At 70.4% G+C, this 14,878-nt stretch carries 16 protein-coding genes; 6 read left to right on the top strand and 10 right to left on the bottom strand.

The annotated features are described in order from the left end of the window. On the top strand, positions 1 to 298 hold a 298-nt coding region (locus AB1578_15450), incomplete at its 5' end, for a hydroxymethylglutaryl-CoA lyase (protein ID MEW6489299.1). A 35-nt stretch (positions 299 to 333) separates the two neighbouring features. Here the strand turns inward: AB1578_15450 and AB1578_15445 are convergent. Further along, positions 334 to 1,269 carry a GAF domain-containing protein gene (locus AB1578_15445; GenBank protein MEW6489298.1) on the bottom strand — a complete coding sequence of 312 codons (936 nt, stop codon included), beginning with the start codon at positions 1,267 to 1,269 and terminating at the stop codon, positions 334 to 336. A gap of 194 nt (positions 1,270 to 1,463) precedes the next feature. Here AB1578_15445 and AB1578_15440 point away from each other — a divergent pair, with 194 nt between their 5' ends. Continuing rightward, positions 1,464 to 2,246 carry an enoyl-CoA hydratase-related protein gene (locus AB1578_15440; GenBank protein MEW6489297.1) on the top strand — a complete coding sequence of 261 codons (783 nt, stop codon included), beginning with the start codon at positions 1,464 to 1,466 and terminating at the stop codon, positions 2,244 to 2,246. 83 nt (positions 2,247 to 2,329) lie between these two features. Continuing rightward, on the top strand, positions 2,330 to 3,106 hold the full coding sequence (locus tag AB1578_15435) for an enoyl-CoA hydratase/isomerase family protein (GenBank protein MEW6489296.1): 777 nt from the start codon (positions 2,330 to 2,332) through the stop codon (positions 3,104 to 3,106). 22 nt (positions 3,107 to 3,128) lie between these two features. Here AB1578_15435 and AB1578_15430 read toward each other — a convergent pair whose 3' ends face one another. From AB1578_15430 to AB1578_15415, 4 genes are read right to left on the bottom strand one after another with little or no spacing between them, the layout of a single operon-like run. Further along, positions 3,129 to 4,358: an MFS transporter gene (locus tag AB1578_15430; protein MEW6489295.1), complete on the bottom strand. Its 1,230-nt coding sequence runs from the start codon at positions 4,356 to 4,358 to the stop codon at positions 3,129 to 3,131. Then, on the bottom strand, positions 4,358 to 4,558 hold the full coding sequence (gene thiS, locus AB1578_15425; GenBank protein ID MEW6489294.1) for a sulfur carrier protein ThiS: 201 nt from the start codon (positions 4,556 to 4,558) through the stop codon (positions 4,358 to 4,360). Before thiS ends, AB1578_15430 begins: the two co-directional genes overlap by 1 nt. Continuing rightward, entirely contained in the window at positions 4,549 to 5,730 is a 1,182-nt protein-coding gene (gene thiH, locus AB1578_15420) for a 2-iminoacetate synthase ThiH (protein MEW6489293.1), read from the bottom strand. Before thiH ends, thiS begins: the two co-directional genes overlap by 10 nt. Further along, the gene (locus tag AB1578_15415) at positions 5,727 to 6,530 is read right to left on the bottom strand and encodes a thiazole synthase (GenBank protein ID MEW6489292.1); all 804 of its coding nucleotides are present in this window, start codon (positions 6,528 to 6,530) and stop codon (positions 5,727 to 5,729) included. The genes thiH and AB1578_15415 overlap by 4 nt, the downstream gene beginning before the upstream one ends. A 363-nt stretch (positions 6,531 to 6,893) precedes the next feature. Here AB1578_15415 and AB1578_15410 point away from each other — a divergent pair, with 363 nt between their 5' ends. Next, a complete protein-coding gene (locus AB1578_15410; GenBank protein MEW6489291.1) occupies positions 6,894 to 7,553 on the top strand; it encodes an MBL fold metallo-hydrolase in 660 nt (219 codons plus the stop codon). Between the two features lie 108 nt (positions 7,554 to 7,661). Next, entirely contained in the window at positions 7,662 to 8,135 is a 474-nt protein-coding gene (locus AB1578_15405; protein MEW6489290.1) for an acyl-CoA thioesterase, read from the top strand. A gap of 13 nt (positions 8,136 to 8,148) precedes the next feature. On the opposite strand, the gene pabB is transcribed toward AB1578_15405, so the two are convergent. The 5 genes from pabB to AB1578_15380 are packed head-to-tail and all read right to left on the bottom strand — an operon-like array spanning position 8,149 to position 13,912. Further along, positions 8,149 to 9,555 carry an aminodeoxychorismate synthase component I gene (gene pabB, locus AB1578_15400; GenBank protein MEW6489289.1) on the bottom strand — a complete coding sequence of 469 codons (1,407 nt, stop codon included), beginning with the start codon at positions 9,553 to 9,555 and terminating at the stop codon, positions 8,149 to 8,151. Next, positions 9,552 to 11,555, bottom strand: coding sequence for a PBP1A family penicillin-binding protein (locus AB1578_15395; protein ID MEW6489288.1), 2,004 nt, complete (start codon positions 11,553 to 11,555; stop codon positions 9,552 to 9,554). The genes pabB and AB1578_15395 overlap by 4 nt, the downstream gene beginning before the upstream one ends. Further along, positions 11,552 to 12,547 carry a PhoH family protein gene (locus AB1578_15390; GenBank protein MEW6489287.1) on the bottom strand — a complete coding sequence of 332 codons (996 nt, stop codon included), beginning with the start codon at positions 12,545 to 12,547 and terminating at the stop codon, positions 11,552 to 11,554. The genes AB1578_15395 and AB1578_15390 overlap by 4 nt, the downstream gene beginning before the upstream one ends. A 25-nt stretch (positions 12,548 to 12,572) precedes the next feature. Then, complete coding sequence (locus AB1578_15385; GenBank protein ID MEW6489286.1) at positions 12,573 to 13,430, bottom strand: HDOD domain-containing protein; 858 nt, start codon at positions 13,428 to 13,430, stop codon at positions 12,573 to 12,575. Then, a complete protein-coding gene (locus tag AB1578_15380) occupies positions 13,427 to 13,912 on the bottom strand; it encodes a chemotaxis protein CheD (protein ID MEW6489285.1) in 486 nt (161 codons plus the stop codon). Before AB1578_15380 ends, AB1578_15385 begins: the two co-directional genes overlap by 4 nt. 210 nt (positions 13,913 to 14,122) lie before the next feature. Between AB1578_15380 and AB1578_15375 the strand changes: the two genes are divergently transcribed. Next, the gene (locus AB1578_15375) at positions 14,123 to 14,830 is read left to right on the top strand and encodes a cytidylate kinase-like family protein (protein MEW6489284.1); all 708 of its coding nucleotides are present in this window, start codon (positions 14,123 to 14,125) and stop codon (positions 14,828 to 14,830) included. Positions 14,831 to 14,878: the final 48 nt, after the last annotated feature.

Here is a 14,878-nt window from a genome sequence, read left to right as displayed (position 1 = left end):
CCGACTGGCGGTTCACCTTCACGAGGCCGGGGGTCGGGGCCTCGCCAACGCTGCCGCCGCACTCAGCGCAGGGGTGAGGACCCTCGACGCCAGCATCGGCGGGCTGGGGGGCTGCCCCTTCGCGAAGGATTTTCGCGGCAACCTCGACACCCGGGCGCTGGTCGCCCTGGCCCACGGGATGGGGCTCACCACGGGTGTCCGCCCCGAGGCGCTCGGCTCGATCGCGGAGCAGGTCGAGACTCTCCTGGGACGGCGGGCCGGCGCCGGGTCCCGGCACCCGGAGGAAGCCTGGAGGTAGGGGTATTGCGGCCCTCGGGAGGGGAGCGTCGGAAGTCAGAACCCTGCGGCGGGGGCCAGGACCCGCGAGGGGAACCGTCCGCGCACCACCACGAGGGTGCCGATCGGCTCTCCCCCGTCGCGCCCCGCGATCACGTGGACGTGCCGCGGTGACGAAGTCTCGTCACTCGACCCGTGCCCGGTCTCGCCGCCGGCTCCGTGCGAGGAACGAATCAAGTGGCCCAGGCGATCGTAGGCGAGGACCTCGTCCGAGGGATAGCGGGCTGCGTACTCGGAGTGGCGGTTGATCAACTGGAGGCGCTCCAGGGCCACCTGGAGCCGAACCTCCCCGCTGATGCGGGCGGCGAAGGAGTCGGCGATGGCAAGGGCCTCCGTCTCCGGGTTGGAGGGGAACGAGAGATCGATCACCCCGAGCACTTCGTCGGAAAAGGGGTCTCGGATGGGCGAAGCGGCGCAGGTCCAGGGCTGGAGGGCTTCGCAGAAGTGCTCGGCGGAACACACCTGCACCGTTTGTCCCAAGAAGAGACAAGTGCCCACGCCGTTCGTACCGGCTGCGGACTCGGAAAGCCGGGCGCCTTCCAAGAGGGTGCGGTCGGCGGCGGCCCTCTCCTGGACGGCAGGATGCCCCGAGAGGCGCAGCACATTCCCCTCCCCGTCGGCGAGGATGAGAAGCCCCGGAAAGCCGGACAGAAACTGCCGTGCGCCCTCGAATACGGGCCGGGCGTTGGAGAGCAACAGGCGGTTCTCGTGGAGCACATCCTGCCGCTCCGCGTCGGAGAGGACGGGCAGGACGCGGCGTCGCGGGTCCACCCCCAGGCTCCTGCTGCGCTTCCACGAGTCGACCAGCGTATTCGCGTGGGGCTCGTCCAGCAAGTCTTCATAGATCTCGGCGGAGTGGAATCTCTCCCAGAGCCGATAGACCTGTCCGGAGTCGCCGGACCGCCGGTTGTATGCGTTGCCGATGAAACGCATGGGGCAGGTCTCCTACACATCGCCGTGCCGCAACACACGGCTTCTGGAGGGGGAAGGTAACACAGCGCACCCGACAGAAAAAAGGCGTTCCGGCAGCCCACGGAAGTGAACATACAAAAACCGGGCCGCAAGATGAGCGATGGCCGCCGTCGGCCGCCGCTCCAGCCGGCCACCCATCCAAAGGAGGCGAAGCCATGGCAACGGAAAAGGTGCTGATCTCCCTGCGGGATTCCATCTGCACGATCACCTTGAACCGGCCCCAGAATTTCAACGCCTTGGACCTGGAAACCGCCCAGGGCCTCTCGGAGGCCTTGGCCCAGTGCACCGGCGCGGATGTGCGCGTGGTCGTGCTCCGGGGCAGCGGAAAGGCGTTCTGCGCGGGTGGGGACCTGGCCCACCTGACGGCCGGCGGGGACTTGAGCGCCGCCCTCGGCACCGTCATCGCGGCCCTGAACCGGGTCGTCCTTCAAATTCGCAATCTGCCCAAACCCGTGGTGGCAGCCGTCAACGGTGTGACCGCCGGAGGAGGAATGGGGCTCGCCCTGGCGTGCGACCTGCGGATCGTCTCCGACAAGGCCAAGTTTCGGCAGGCCTACACGGCCGCCGGCCTGGTGCCCGACACCGGCTGGAGCGTCTTCGCCCCACTGATGGTGGGCCTCTCCAAGGCCAGCGAGCTCGCGCTCCTGGATCCGGTTCTCGAAGCCGGCGAGGCCCAGCGGTTGGGGATCGCCAATCTGGTCGTGGGGGCAGAGGCGTTCGACGAAGAGGTGGAGAAGACGGCCCGGCGGCTGGCGTCCGGCCCGACGCTGGCGTTCGCAGAGGCGAAAGCCCTGATGAACGGGGTGGTGATGCCCAAGCTCGAGGCACTGCTCGAGAACGAGCGCCTGGGCATGATCCGCGCCGGCAAGACCCGCGACGCCAACGAGGGCGTCGACGCCTTCCTGAACAAGCGGACCCCGGTCTACACGGGTTCTTGAAGGAAACAACCCTCCGGGGGGCGCCCGCGCCGCCCCCCGGCCATGTCCTTGGGGCAAACACGCACGAGCCCCGGGAGGAGAGCATGAAACTGATTCGGTCGGCAGCGGAAGAAGGGGTCTTGACCCTGTCCCTGAACAGGGCCGAGAAGAAGAACGCCGTGAACGGGGAGCTCCTGGTCGAGCTCGAAAGCCACCTGGACCGCGCCGCAGCCGACGCGTCCCTGCGGGCTGTCATCGTTCGGGGGGAGGGCGGCTGTTTCTGCGCCGGGGCAGACCTTCGGGAACTCACAAACTTCTCTCCCGAGGCCATGCGGGCCTTCCACGACCTGAGGGAGAGGGTGTTGGCCAAGCTGGAAGAACTGCCGTGCCCGACGTTCGCGGCCATCGAGGGGTTCGCCCTGGGCACCGGCCTGGAGCTCGCCTTGAGCACGGACTTCCGGGTGGCGGCCGAGGGTGCCGCCCTGGGTGTGCCCTCCTCCCTGCTGGGCATCGTGGAGAGCCACCACTACCTGGCCCGGCTGGTCCGGTCCGCCGGTCTCTCCCGCGCCCGGTTCCTGGTGCTCACGGGCCAGAGGATCGGGGCCGCCGAGGCGTGCGCCTGGGGGCTCGTGGAGAAGGTCTTCCCCGACGGGGAGCTCCCCGGCCGGGTCGCGCAACTGGCCCAGGCGATCGCCGGCCATGCCCCCGCATCGGTGAGGCTCTCGAAGCGGATCCTGGGGGAGTGCGACCGGGACCCCTATCTCCGGGAGGTGGCCGACCCGGGCGGGGCCATGGCGGGAGCGGCCGGAGGCGCCGAGATGCGGGAGGGCACGGCGGCCTTCGTGGAGAAGCGCCGGGCGCGGTTTCCCGCCCCTGACTGACCCGACCTTTCTGCTCCCATGCTCACGCGATCTCCGACGCGCGCACCGTGGGGGCTGCGATCGCGGCCCCCGCAAGGGACACGGCCGCCGCCAGGGCGATGGACGGCCCCCAGGTCCCCGACTGGGCGACGAGCAGGCCGGTCAGCATCGGGGCCGCCACCCCGGCGACGTTGCCCGAAGTGTTCATGATCGACGACAGGATCCCTGCGTGCCGGGGGGCCATGTCCATCGCGAGGGTCCAGTAGGTCGGGGTGGCCAGCGACCGGGCGGCCGAAGAAACGGTGAGCCACGCCACGGCAGCGAAAGGCGAAGGAGAGCCCAGTAAGGCGAAAAGAAACACCCCCGACCCGGCCATGCCCCCGCAAAGCATCACCTTGCGGGCGAAGTCCGTGGACCGCCCTCTTCGGACCAGGGAGTCCCCGACCCAGCCCGACGCGTTCATGGCCACCACAGAGGCGAGCGCCGGCAGGGCGCTGGCCGCGCCCGTGGCGGTCACGGACAGACCGTGGACGTGGACCAGGTACGTGGGCAGCCATGTGAGCAGGAAGTAGCTCCCGTAGTTGTGGCAGAAATACGAGAGCGTCAGCCCTACCGGTGCGGGGTGGGTGAGAAACGTCCTCCAGGGAGGGCCGGTCTCCCGGGGGTGACCCACGCGTGCTGCGGGCTCCTGGGGAGTCCAGCGAAGCCACAGCGCCACCCACAGGAAACCAACCCCACCAAACGCCCAGAACACCGCCGGCCATCCCCAGGCCTCGACGATCCAGCCGCCCGCCGGCAGCCCGACCACCGAGCCCACCACCATCCCCGACAACACGAAACCCTGGGTCTTGGCCCGGTCCACCAGGGGAACCCTCCGGGCAATCAGGTTCGTGATGCACGGGAAGTTCACCCCCTGGGCGGCGCCGGTGAGAAATCGGAAGAGGATCAGGCCAGCCAGACTCTGGCTGCGCGCGGTGGCCAGGGAGAAGACCGACCAGAGCCCGACCCCCCAGGCGAGGACCCGCCGGGACCCGTACCGGTCTGCCAGAACGCCCCCCGGGATCATGAAGAGCACGTACCCGGCGAAAAACGAGGAGAAGACGAGCCCCATGCGTGCCTCGTCCCACCCGAACTCGGTGGAGATGAGAGGCGCGGCAATGGAGACGTTGATCCGGACCAGGAGACAGAGGAGGTTGGCCAGGAAACACAGAACGATGACGGCCTTGAGCCGGGGGGTCCAGCTCCGGAGCCCCCCCTCCTCCCGTGGCACCATCAGCCCCCCGCCACGAACCGTACGATCTCCAACCGGTCGCGGTGGCCCAGGCAGACCGCGTCGTGCTCCTCGCGACCCACCACCCGGCCGTTGCGCTCCACGACCACGGCAGCGCGGTTCACGCCGAGCTGCGCGAGGAGCTCGGAGAGCGTGGTTCCTTCCGGGAGCTCCCGGTCCTCGCCGTTGACCGTCACCCGCATGGGGCCTCCTTTCGCGCCGAGCTCGCGGGAACGGCGCCCGGCGCCCCCGCGAGGAAGGCCTCGCCGACGAAGGCGGCATCCCAGTCCTTCCAGACGGGCTCGAGCCCCAGGGAGAGCAGCCGCGCGGCGACCTCGGCCGCAGGCCGGGCGTCCTCCACCGAGAACTGCCCTTCCGCCTCCCCCGGGTGGGCGTACCCCCCCGGCTCCGTGCACGACCCCGCGCTCATGTGGGTGAGGCAGATCTGCGCCAGCCCGTCTCGAAAGGCCGGCGCCTCGCGGGTGGAGAGGACCAGGCCGGCGTCGGGTAAGAGCAGGCGCAGGGCACACGCCAGCTGCACCAGGGAGGGGTCGTCGACGGGAAAGGGGGGAACGAACCCGCCCGTCGCCCGCCGCAGCCGGGGAAAGGAGACGCACACCTGGGTCTGCCAGTGCTCCTGCTGCAGCCAAAGGGCATGCAGCGCCAGTGCCACCGCCTCCTCACGCCAGGGCCCGAGGCCCAGGAGCGCCCCGATCCCCACGCGGCGCATGCCCGCCGCCGCACCCCGCTCGGGCCCCGCGAGCCTCCAGCCGTAGTCGGCTTTTCGGCCGAAGGGATGGACCCGGGCATACAGGGCGCGATCGTAGGTCTCCTGGTACAGGGTGAGGCCGTCGACCCCCGCCTCGACCAGGCGGGCGTACTCCTCGGTCTCCAGCGGATAGATCTCGAGGGAGAGGCTCGGGAACAGGCCGTGAAGCCGGCGCACCAGCGCCTCGAAGTACGCCACCGAGACTGCCTGGGGCGCCTCGCCGGACACCAGGAGCAGGCTGCGGAACCCCCTGGCGTGGAGGATGGCGGCCTCCCCCTCGGCCTGGTCGAAGCGCAGCGTCGTGCGGCGAACGGCGTTGCTCCGGTTGAAGCCGCAGTAAAGGCACCCGTTGGAGCACACGTTGGATACATAGAGCGGCGCATACATCTGGATCACCCGCCCGAAACGCACCCGGGTGATCTCCTGGGCCCGCCGCGCCATGGGCTCCAGGTAGGTCGCGGCGGCGGGCGAGAGGAGCGCGAGGAAGGCGTCGAAGTCGATGGTCGGCCGACCGAGCGCGGACTCCACGTCCCGCGGGGTCGCGCTGTGGGCGATCTGTGCGTAGCGCGCGAGGGGCTGGCGGCCGAGGAAGGCTTCGAAGCTCACGCGGTTCCTCCCAGGAACCCGGTAAGGGGGCTCGATGCCTGCGCCACCAGAGACACGGCCCCCCTGCCGGCCAGGAACGCCTCGCGGCCGGCCTCCACCCCCTTGCGAAACGCCCGCGCCATGGCCTCCGGGTCTCGAGCCACCGCCACCGCGGTGTTGACGAGAACCGCGTCGGCTCCCATCTCCAGGGCCTCGGCCGCGTGGGAAGGCGCACCCAGCCCCGCGTCGACCACCACCGGCACCCGGGCCTGCTCGATGATGATCGCCAGGGCGTCTCGGGTCCTGAGCCCCTGGTTCGAGCCGATGGGCGAGCCCATGGGCATCACGGTGGCCGTGCCCGCCTCCTCGAGCCTCTTGGCGAGGATCGGGTCGGCGCCGATGTACGGCAGTACCGTGAACCCGTCTCTCACGAGGACCTCGCAGGCCCGAAGGGTCTCGACGGGATCGGGCAGCAGATAGCGGGGCTCGGGGGTCACCTCCACCTTCACCCAGGCAGGAAGTCCGGCGGCCCGGGCGAGATGGGCCAGCCGCACGGCTTCTTCCGCGGTGCGCGCCCCCGAGGTATTGGGAAGCAGCAGGTACCGCTCGAGGTCGATGTGGGAGACAATGTCTTCGTCGGGCCGGCTCAGGTCTACCCGGCGCAGGGCGACGGTGACGATCTCGGCGCCCGACGCCTCGATGGAGCGGGCCATCACCTGGGGGCTCGAGAACTTTCCGGTTCCGAGGAAGAGGCGAGAGGAAAACGTGCGCCCCGCGATCACGAGGGGATCGGCCGAGGGGCAGGGAGCGGGACGGGACATGGGAGCCTCCGGGTGAGGGAGCACGTACTGTCGTGTGGCACCGAGTGAGGTCTTTTCAAGCAAACGGCGTACCAGGGCGCCCCCCCGCACGGAAGGGTCGGAGCCTGTTCGGTCGCGACTGGCGTGTGTGCCGCTGAGACAGGGTATTCCCGACCTTGTCAGTTTGGAACACTGTCGTGGTCTTCGGAACTTGCCGGACGCAGGCTCCACCCGCAGGGCACAGCGGGAACATTTCGTGCATCGGCATTCCTGGAAGGTCGCACCTGGCCTGCGCCCTCCGCGCAGCCAGGCCATTCCCCCCGTCTCCAACCGCCCGGCCGCCCCCCCCGGATGGGGGCCCCCGCGAAGGCACTGGAGGACCAGATGTTCTTTCGGCAAGTCGAAGTGGGCGACCACGCCGTGTTCTCCTACCTCATCGGGGACAGGACCACCGGCGAGGCTCTCGTGGTCGACCCCGCCGCGGACGCCGACGTGCTGATCGAGATGGCCGGCCGGGAGGGGATGCACATCCGCACCATCCTCAACACCCACGGCCACGTAGATCACGTGATGGGCAACTTCGAGATGAAGCGCAAGACCGGGGCCCGCATCGTCATCCACGAGGCAGAGGCCGCGTACCTTACCCGCATGGGTGAGGTCTGGCTACAGATGTTTCAAGCCACGCGCTCACCTCCCGCCGACGCAACCCTCAAGGACGGGGACATCGTCCAGGTGGGCTCCCACGCGTGGCAGGTGATTCACACGCCCGGCCACACCCCCGGCGGGATCTGCCTGTACCACCGTGGGCTCGGCTACTGCCTGACCGGCGACACCCTCTTCGTGGGGTCGGTGGGCCGCACCGACGGGCCCCGGTCCTCGGCCCAGGAGATGCTCCACTCCATTCGGACGCGGCTGCTCACTCTCCCCGACGACACCCTGGTCTTTCCCGGGCACGACTACGGCGGCGAGCCCCGGTCCACCATCGACCGGGAGCGCAAGACCAACCCCTTCTTGAACGGCCTGGCCGAGATCGAGTGGGAGTGACGCACTCCCTGAGAGACCAGGCCCCGGGTGGCGTCGGCTGCCCCTGCCACGCCCCGCCGGGCAGAAAGTGGAGGCCCCATGAGCGCACCCCAGACAGAAGGTCGGCCCGTGAGCCACTCCCAGGTCACCATGTCCCAGGTTATGATGCCCGCCCACGCCGGACCGGCCGGGGTCTGGGCCCACGGAGGGGAGGTCATCAAGCTCATGGACACCGCGGCCGGGCTCGCGGCGCTGCGGCACGCACACGCGCCGGTGGTCACCCTGCGCATCGAGGGGCTCAACTTCCTCAAGCCGATCCGGGTCGGGAACTTCGTCACGGTCCAGGCACGCCTCACCTACGTGAGCCGCTCCAGCATGGAGGTACAGGTCAGGGTCAAGGCGGAGGACGTGCTGCACGAGAAGGAGTTCGAGGCAATGACCGCCTACTTCCTCTTCGTCGCCCTGGATTCCGACGGCAGCACCAAACCCATTCCTCCCCTCCTGATCGAGGGTGAAGAGGAAAAGAAGCTCTTCGAGGAGGGGCGCCTGCGCCACGACGTCTGTCGCATGGACGAGCACTCCCGTGCGCTCTGCGCCCTTTGAAGGGACCAGATGCTCACCCGCCCCACACCCTCCCCTCCCCCGTGAGGACCTTGAGGAAGGATTGGGCCTTGGTGAGGGTCTCCTCGTACTCCTCCTCGGGGTCCGAGTCGGCCACGATCCCCCCGCCCACCTGGAAGTACAGGCGTCCCTCCCGGAGCACCGCGGTGCGGATCGCGATGTTCCAGTCCACGCGCCCGGAAAAGTCCACGTAGCCGATGGAGCCGCAGTAGACGCCCCGGGCGGTGGGCTCGAGCTCCTCGATGACCTCCATGGCCCGCACCTTGGGCGCACCCGTGATGGAGCCGCCGGGGAAGGAGTTGCGGATCGCGTCCACCGCGTCCCGCGAGGGGTGGAGCCGGCCCGCCACGGTGGAGACCAGGTGGTGGACGTTGGCATAGGACTCCACCACCTCGAGCTCGGGGACGTGGACCGACCGGTAGGTGCAGACCCTCCCCAGGTCGTTTCGCTCCAGATCGACGATCATCACGTGCTCGGCCCGGTCCTTGGGGCTCTCCCGGAGCTCCCGGGCGAGGCGCCGGTCTTCCTCGGGCGTGCGGCCCCGGGGGCGGGTGCCCTTGATGGGCCGGGTCTCCACGTAGTCGCCCTCGATGAGGAGGTAGCGCTCGGGGGAGTTGGACAGCACGGCGAACCCGTCGGGAAAGAGGCAGGCGCCGAAGGGGGCGGGGCTCAGGCGCCGCAGGCGCCGGTAGAAGTCCACCGGCTCGCCGCCGAACGGGACGCAGAAGCGCTGGGAGAGGTTGGCCTGGTAGATGTCGCCGGCGGCAATGAGCTCCCTGATCCGCGCCACCGCGTGCCGGTAGGCCTCGGGGGTGAAATTCGACGAAAGCCCGGCGGCACCGGCGGGGGGCGGCTCGGCGCTGGCCGGCTCTCCCGGCCCTGCCCCGGGGCGAAGCGAGGTCCAGAAGGCGACCAGTTCCTCCCGGGGCTCCCGCGGCCCTCCCCACTCGCTCACGGCCAGGTGGGCCGACCCGCTCGCGTGGTCGAACGCCGCCGCAGCGTCGTAGAAGCCCAGGAAGAGGTCCGGCATCCCCAGGTCATCGGTGGTCCGGCGGGAAATCCGTTCCACGAAGGGGAAGAGGTCGTAGGCGAGGTACCCCACCGCCCCCCCGGGCGCCAGGGGAAACGGCCCCGCCTCCGGGGCAGGGTGCTCGCGCAGAAGCCGGCGCAGGAGGTCGAAGGGACTCCCCCGCCGCTCCTCCCGGGCGCCGGTGCGGGGCCAGGAGAGGCGAGCCCGGTCCCCCTTGGCGTGGACGACGAGAAACGGGTCGCACCCTACGTAGGAGCGCCGGGCGAGCCGGCCGCCCCCCTCCCCGCTGTCGAGGAAGAAGGGGTAGGGGCGATGGGCCGCGGCCAGGAAGGCTTCCTCGGCCCCCAGCCCGGCGGGGAGCTCGGCGATCACAGGGGCCGTTTCTCGCCGGGTACGAGCCCCACCCTGTCCGCGAGGCGGTCCCAGTGGAAGCCCTCCCGCCCGCAGGGCACCGCGGGCTCGGTGCCCCGGGCAAAAGCGGCGTAGGCGGTCTCGGCACAGGCGGGCCCGGCCCGGCCGCCGGAGGCCAGGTCGATCTGCACCGCCGTCACGCCTGGTGGGGCGGGCCAGGGAGGGGGCGGGCCTTCGGCGGCCGAGGCGAGCATCACGTCGATCCAGGGGGGCAGGGCTGCCTGGGCGCCGGTCTCGCCGCGGCCCAGGGGGGAGTTGTCGTCCCGCCCCACCCACACCCCCAGGGCCAGGCGGCTCGAAAACCCCACGAAGAGGGCGTCGCGCTGGTCGTCGGTGGTGCCGGTCTTTCCCGCCACCGGGAAGGGGAGCGCCCGGGCGGGCTTGCCCGTGCCCGTCTCCACCACGGCCCGGAGCATGTCGGCCAGCAGGTAGGCGGTCACCGGGTCCAGGGCCCGTTTGGACACCCCGAGCCGGTGCCAGAGGTCTCGCCCGTCGGGCCCGTACACGGCCCGGATGAAGTGGGGCTCCGGCAGGAGCCCCCCCGCCGGAAGCGCCGCATAGGCCCGGGTGAGCTCCAGGAGCGTGGTGCCCCCCACCCCGAGGGCCGAGGCGAGCCCCTCCCCCAGGGGCCCCTCCAGGCCCAGGCGCCGGGCGGCGGCGTCCACCCGGGGCTTGCCCACGTCGGCCAGGAGGCGAATGGTGGGCAGGTTTCGGCTCAGGGCCAGGGACTTTCGAAGCGTCATCTCCCCGAGGAACTCCCGATCGTAGTTGCGGGGCTCCCAGGGCTGTCGGGGGGAGGCTCCGGGGTATCGGGCAGGGGCGTCCACCAGGGTGGCCGCCTGGGTCAGGCCCGCCTCCAGTGCGGCCAGGTAGACGAAGGGCTTGTAGGCGCTGCCGGGCTGGCGGCGGGCCTGGAGGGCACGGTCGAAGGGGCTCTCCTTCCAGTTGCGCCCTCCCACCAGGACCCGCACCGCACCGGTGGCGGGGTCCAGCGCCACGACGCCGGCCTGGGCCGAGGGAGACAGCCGCGGGTGCCGCCGGTCTACCCCCTCCACGGCACGCCCCAGGGCGGCCTCGGCCGACTTCTGGAGTCTCGAATCCAGGGTGGTGTAGACCCGCAGCCCCCCCTGGTAGACCAGGTCGAGCTCCAGGTGCTCCAGGAGCTGGCGGCGCACAGCCTCCACGAAGTACGGCGCCTGGATCCGCGGCCCCGGCGAGGGCTCGGGCAGGGGGAACGCCCGGGCGGCCTCCACCGCGTCGGGAGCGGCCCACCCCAGCGCCCCCAGGCGCTGGAGGACGACGTTTCGGCGGGCGCGGGCGCGCTCGGGGTTGCGAAACGGATCGTACAGGGACGGGGCCTTGGGCAGCGCCGCCAGGAGCGCGCACTCGGCCAGATCGAGCTCCCCCAGGGGCTTGCGGAAGTATACCTCCGCGGCCGCGGCCACGCCGTAGGCGCCGTTGCCCAGGTAGATCTGGTTCAGATAGAACCCGAGCACCTCCTCCTTGGTGTGGCGGCGCTCGATCTCCAGGGCGAGCAGCGCCTCCCGGAGCTTGCGGGTCAGCGTCTTCTCGGGGCTCAGGAAGAGGAGCTTGGCGAGCTGTTGCGTGATCGTGGAGCCCCCTTCCGCGAGCCTCCCCTCCATCACGTCCACGGCCAGGGCCTTGAGGATCCGCCCCACGTTGATCCCCATGTGCTCGAAGAACCGGTGGTCCTCGATGGCCAGCACGGAGCGCACCAGCTCCTGGGGCACGGCCTCCAGGGCCACGGGGGTGCGGCGCTGGGTGGCGAACTCGGCGAGCAGCGCCCCGTCGGCGGCGAGAATGCGGGTGGAGGAAGGGGGGGAGAAGTCCTCCAGGGCCGAGACCTGGGGGAGCCCCCGCACCAGCACGGCGAGGGCGCCTCCCCCAAACCCCAGCGCCCCGCAGACCACGAGCCCCAGCACCGCCCAGAACGCCCTCACCCCGGCCGCCCCTCCCCCGGCGCCGGCCGCAGCGCCCGGGACTCGTAGGCCTCGATGATCTCCTGGACCAGGGGGTGGCGGACCACGTCCTCGCGGGAGAAGTAGCAGAAGCGGATGCCCGGCACGTCCTGGAGCACGTCCTGCACCTCCACCAGCCCCGACACCTTGCCCGGGGGCAAGTCGGTCTGGGTCACGTCGCCCGTGATGACCGCCTTGCTGTCGAACCCCAGGCGGGTGAGGAACATCTTCATCTGGTCCGAGGTGGTGTTCTGGGCCTCGTCGAGGATCACGAAGGAGTCGTCCAGGGTGCGGCCCCGCATGAAGGCCAGGGGGGCCACCTCGATGACCCCCTTCTCGAGCATCTTCGACGCCTTCTCCAGGTCCATCATGTTGTGGAGGGCGTCGTAGAGGGGCCGCAGGTAGGGGTTGACCTTCTCGAAGAGGGTCCCGGGGAGGAACCCGAGCTTCTCCCCGGCCTCCACCGCGGGCCGGGTGAGGATGATGCGGCTCACCTGCCGCTTGGTGAGGGCGGCCACGGCCATGGCCATGGCCAGGTAGGTCTTGCCCGTCCCGGCCGGGCCGATCCCGAAGACCATGTCGTAGTTGCGCATCGCCTCGATATAGGCCTTCTGGGCCACGCTCTTGGGGCTGATGACCCGCCGGTCCGAGGCGATGAACACCGCGTCGAGGAAGATGTCGCGCAGCCGCGCCCTGCGGTTGGCCTTGAGGATGCGCACCGCGTGGTCCACGTCGGCGCGGAAGAGGGGATACCCCTCCTCGATGAGGCCGTAGAGCTGGCGCAGCACCTCGGCGGCGAGCCCGACCCCTTCCGGGTCTCCCCGCACCTGCACGGCGGCGCCCCGGCTCGACAGCGAGACGTCGCGCAGCAGGTTGGCGAGCTCCCGCAGGTGCGCCTCCCGCTCGCCGATCAGGGTCTGGGCGTGGCGGGAATCGGGAAACTCCAGGCGCTCCGCAGCTTCCGGGGCATTCAACGCGGGACCGCCCTCGCGAGACCTCTCACCCCCGCCCTCCGGCCTCGCCCAGCAGGTCGCCGGCATCGCGCAGGCTCTCGGTCAGGCGCTCCACGAGGGCGTCGAGGTCCTCCCTCTCCCGAAACCCCAGGGCCCGCAGAGACTCCTCGTCCAGGGCGTAGGCGAGGCCGTCGGCCCCCAGCCCCACGCCCACCGTCATGGTGAGGGCGTCGGCCAGGTGGGAGATCCGGGCCAGGGTCGGGTCGAGCCGCGCACGGGAGGGGGCGTGGTGCGTACGCACCGACTCCACCAGGGCGGCCGGAAATCCCCAGCGATCCAGGAGCAGGGCCCCGACCTCGGAGTGGGGCAGGCCCACGATCCGGCTCTCGGCCTCCTCCCAGGACGCCCCCTCCTCCACCAGGCGGCGAATTTCGGAGAGCGCGCCCCCCACGAAGTCGGCGAGCGCGATCTTGCCCACGTCTTGCAGGAGCCCCGCGGTGTAGGCCGCGGCAGCATCGGGGTAGCCGGTCTCCCGGGCCAGGAGCTCGGCCGCTACCGCGGCTGCCACCGAGCTCTTCCAGAGCTCGCCGGAAGCCAGGGCGTACCCGGATTGGGACGGAGTGAGATAGCGGGAGGAGAGCACGGTTATGGCGATCTGCACCACCTTCTTGAGCCCCAGCAGGCCCGTGGCCTGGCGCACCGAGGTGACCTCGCGCCGCAGGCCGTAGAAAGGAGAGTTGCAGACCCGCAGGAGGTTCGCGGTCATGGACGGGTCGCGCTCGATCCAGGAGGCCACCTGCCCCAGGTCCACGTCCGGATCCCGGGCGGCTTCCAGCAGGCGCAGGGCCACGGCCGGCATGGGGGGCAGGGTATCGATCTTGGCGAGGATCTCCGGGACGCTCATAGGGTCTCTTCCCCCTGGCCGAGGAGCCGCACCTTCACGGATCCGTCTTCCAGGCGAAACTGCATGGAGCGGCCTACCGTGCCGCCCAGGCTCGTCCCGAGGACGGGGATCCTCTCCCTCTGGAGCAGGCTCACCATCGCCTCCGCGTTGCGCAAACCGATGTCGAGGAGGCCCGAGTTGCGCAGCATGTTGGCGCCCCCCCCGAGCTTGGCCACCAGGCGGTGCCGCGCCGTGCCCAACCCCAGAAGGGTCTCCAGCAGGCCGTAGAATCCCGTGTCGGCGTACATGTATGGGTTGAACTCGCGAGAGCTGCTCCGAAAGCGGGAGTCGGGGAGCATGATGTGCAGGAGCCCGCCGGCTCGGGCATGGGGGTCGTAGAGGGCCAGCCCCACGCAGGAACCCAGCGCATAGGTCACCAGCGTGTCGGCGGGTTCGTTGGAGACCTTGCCGTCCGAGATGCCGACCACATGGAGGCTGGACATGGGGCTCCCAAGGCGCAAAGGGCTCGCGACGCTGGCGCAGGATAGCAAACGCGCGGGCGATTGCGAAGGGAGATATGCGCTTGAAGGCCCCCTGAGCCTCTGTTATAAAGGGCGCCGGGCTGGGCCGGGCCGGCGCTCGAGCCGGCTTTTCGTGTGCCGGGGCCGGTCCCGCGGCCGCTTCCCCGGCTCCCAATTCCCGAAGGAGGAACGATGCCCGTCATCACCATTTCCAACCAGTTTGGCGCCGGCGGCCCCGAGGTCGCCCGGGAGTTGGCCAAACGGCTGGGGGTCGACTACCTGGACAAGGAGATCATCCACCGCATCGCCCTGGAGATCAACGTCCCGGCGGAGGACGTGGCGGAGTTCGAGGCCGAGCACCACAGCAAGTTCAAGAGCTTCTTCTCCACCATCTTCGACCTCGATGCCCTCAAGAAGAAGGCCAAGGTTCGGGAGGACGCCCTCGCCGAGGCCCGCTACGACGACCGGGAGAAGATCCCCTTCCACTACCAGGTGGACGGATGGATCGACAGCGAGATCTACAAGCAGATGATCGTCAAGGTCATCACGGCGCTCGGTCAGCGGCGGGGCGTGGTGGTGGTGGGGCGGGGCGGCCAGTGCATCCTGAAGGACAACCCCCGCACCCTCCACGTGCGCTTCGTGGCCGACTTCGAGGACCGGGCGGCGTGGACGGCCAAGCGCCGCGGCTTCTCGCTAGACCAGGCCCGGGATTTCGTGCACAAGGTGGACGCCCGCAGCCAGGACTACCTGCGCTTCTACTTCGACTGCGACCCGGACCTGCCGAGCCTCTACCACCTCGCCCTCAACACGTCGCGGGTCCCCTTGGACAAGTGTACCGACGTCGTGGAAGACCTGGCGCGGTTCACGGCACGCCAGCTCGGCGAAGGCGCGCCGGCCTGAGCCGCGCCGAAATCCTGCTACGCGCGAAGGGCCCCGCCGCCGGGGCCC

The organism is Thermodesulfobacteriota bacterium (assembly GCA_040756475.1).
Lineage (GTDB): Bacteria > Desulfobacterota > Deferrisomatia > Deferrisomatales > JACRMM01 > JBFLZB01.
This window is presented reverse-complemented; position numbering and strand designations above follow the sequence as displayed.